Source organism: uncultured Clostridium sp. (assembly GCF_934754915.1).
Lineage (GTDB): Bacteria > Bacillota > Clostridia > Clostridiales > Clostridiaceae > Clostridium.
In genome coordinates this window covers 1-1,591 of sequence record NZ_CAKVKB010000339.1, presented here as the reverse complement: position 1 = coordinate 1,591, position 1,591 = coordinate 1, and the positions used below count along the sequence as shown (strand labels likewise).

General features: G+C 28.4%; 2 protein-coding genes and 1 pseudogene. All 3 read left to right on the top strand.

Features of this window, described 5'->3' with window-relative positions; translation table 11 throughout:
- The first annotated feature begins 170 nt into the window (after nt 1–170).
- Complete coding sequence (locus Q0F58_RS19555) at nt 171–830, top strand: glycosyltransferase family protein (RefSeq protein WP_294379768.1); 660 nt, start codon at nt 171–173, stop codon at nt 828–830.
- A 60-nt stretch (nt 831–890) separates the two neighbouring features.
- Complete coding sequence (locus tag Q0F58_RS19550) at nt 891–1,286, top strand: hypothetical protein (RefSeq protein ID WP_294379766.1); 396 nt, start codon at nt 891–893, stop codon at nt 1,284–1,286.
- 119 nt (nt 1,287–1,405) lie between these two features.
- Nucleotides 1,406–1,591, top strand: a pseudogene (locus Q0F58_RS19545) (pseudaminic acid synthase); the annotation flags it as partial.

The following is a 1,591-nucleotide window of genomic DNA, read 5'->3' as shown; positions in this document are numbered from 1 at the left end:
AATGAAAAAACAATGTTAAGATTTGATGATGCAGTGTTTGTAGATTAAAAACTGTTAAAGAAATGTTGAATAATAAAATTTCTAAAATAATTAAAGAAATCTGTTAAGAATTTCTCAATTAATTTGACAATTATCCATAGTCAATTGTCAATTGAAAGGCGGTTGTATTTATGAAAGTTATATGTATAGTTCAAGCAAGAATGGGGTCAGAAAGATTACCTGGAAAAGTAATGAGAGAAATAAATGGGAAACCTATGATTTCCTATACGTTAAATTCACTTAAAAAAGCAAGATATGTAGATCAGGTCATTTTAGCTACATCAACTTTAGGAATAAATGATAAACTTGCAGAATATACTGAAAGTATTGGGTTTGAAGTATTTAGAGGAGATGAAGATAATGTTCTTGAAAGGTTTAAACAAACAGCTGATAAATATGATGGAGATATAATAATAAGAGTAACTGGTGACTGTCCTCTTATAAATCCTGTAATTGTAGATAATGTGGTAACAAAATTTTTAATGTATGATTATGATTATGTAAGACTTGACGTTCCACAGACATTTCAGAGAGGATTTGATACAGAAGTATTTTCAAAGAAAGCATTAGATAAAGTATATGATATTGTATGCAGTGAAGAAAATATTAATAAGGAAGATTATCAGCCATTTAGAGAACATGTAACATATTACATATATAATCATCAAGATAAATTTAGGGTTGGGTATGTAAAAGGTGAAAGAAAATACTTTGAAAACAAAGATATAAACTTAAGTGTTGATAGAATAGAGGACTTTGAAAGGGTAAAAGATATCCTGGAAAACCAGTAGTAATAAACAAAAATATATGATATAATATGCCTACTTAAATTAGAGCGAGGTGTAGCATCAATGGAAAATGAAATTCTAAATATTTTAAAGCAAATGCAAAATGATATTAGTGATATGAAAGTCAGTATTAGGAGTTTAGAAGAAGGACAGGATGAGCTGAAAAGGGATGTAAATGTATTAAAAGAAGATGTAAGTGGCTTGAAGGAAGATGTGGTTGAATTAAAAGAAAATGTAAGCGGCTTGAAGGAAGATGTAGATGTATTAAAAGAAGACGTGAATGCTTTAAAACAAGATGTTAAAAGTCTTAACAAAAAAATGGATGTTGTTTATGATCAGACAGCAGATTTAACAGAATTTAAGACTAAGGTTAATACTAGACTTGATAAATTATGTGATTTAGAAAATGTAACTAAAACTAATTGTTTTGATATTGCGGTATTAAAAGCTACACATTAATTTTTATTTATATACAATGTATAATGGACAATTGACAATGCTCAATTGTCCATTTTAAATTTTAAAGAAGAATCGCAATATATCGATAAATTAATATAATGTTAAATACGAGGTGGAATATGAATAAAAATTTTAATATAGGAAATTTTCAATTATCAGAAGAGGGAAAGACTTTTGTTATAGCAGAAATGTCAGCCAATCATCTTCAGGATTACGACAGGGCAGTTGAAATAATAAAAAAGGCAGCATGGGCTGGAGCTGATGCAATAAAGCTTCAGACATATACTCCTGACACAATAACCATT

Coding starts and splice junctions, on each gene's coding strand:
- Q0F58_RS19555 (WP_294379768.1), top strand. CDS start 171: ATGAAAGTTATATGTATAGTTCAAGCAAGAATGGGGTCAGAAAGATTA.
- Q0F58_RS19550 (WP_294379766.1), top strand. CDS start 891: ATGGAAAATGAAATTCTAAATATTTTAAAGCAAATGCAAAATGATATT.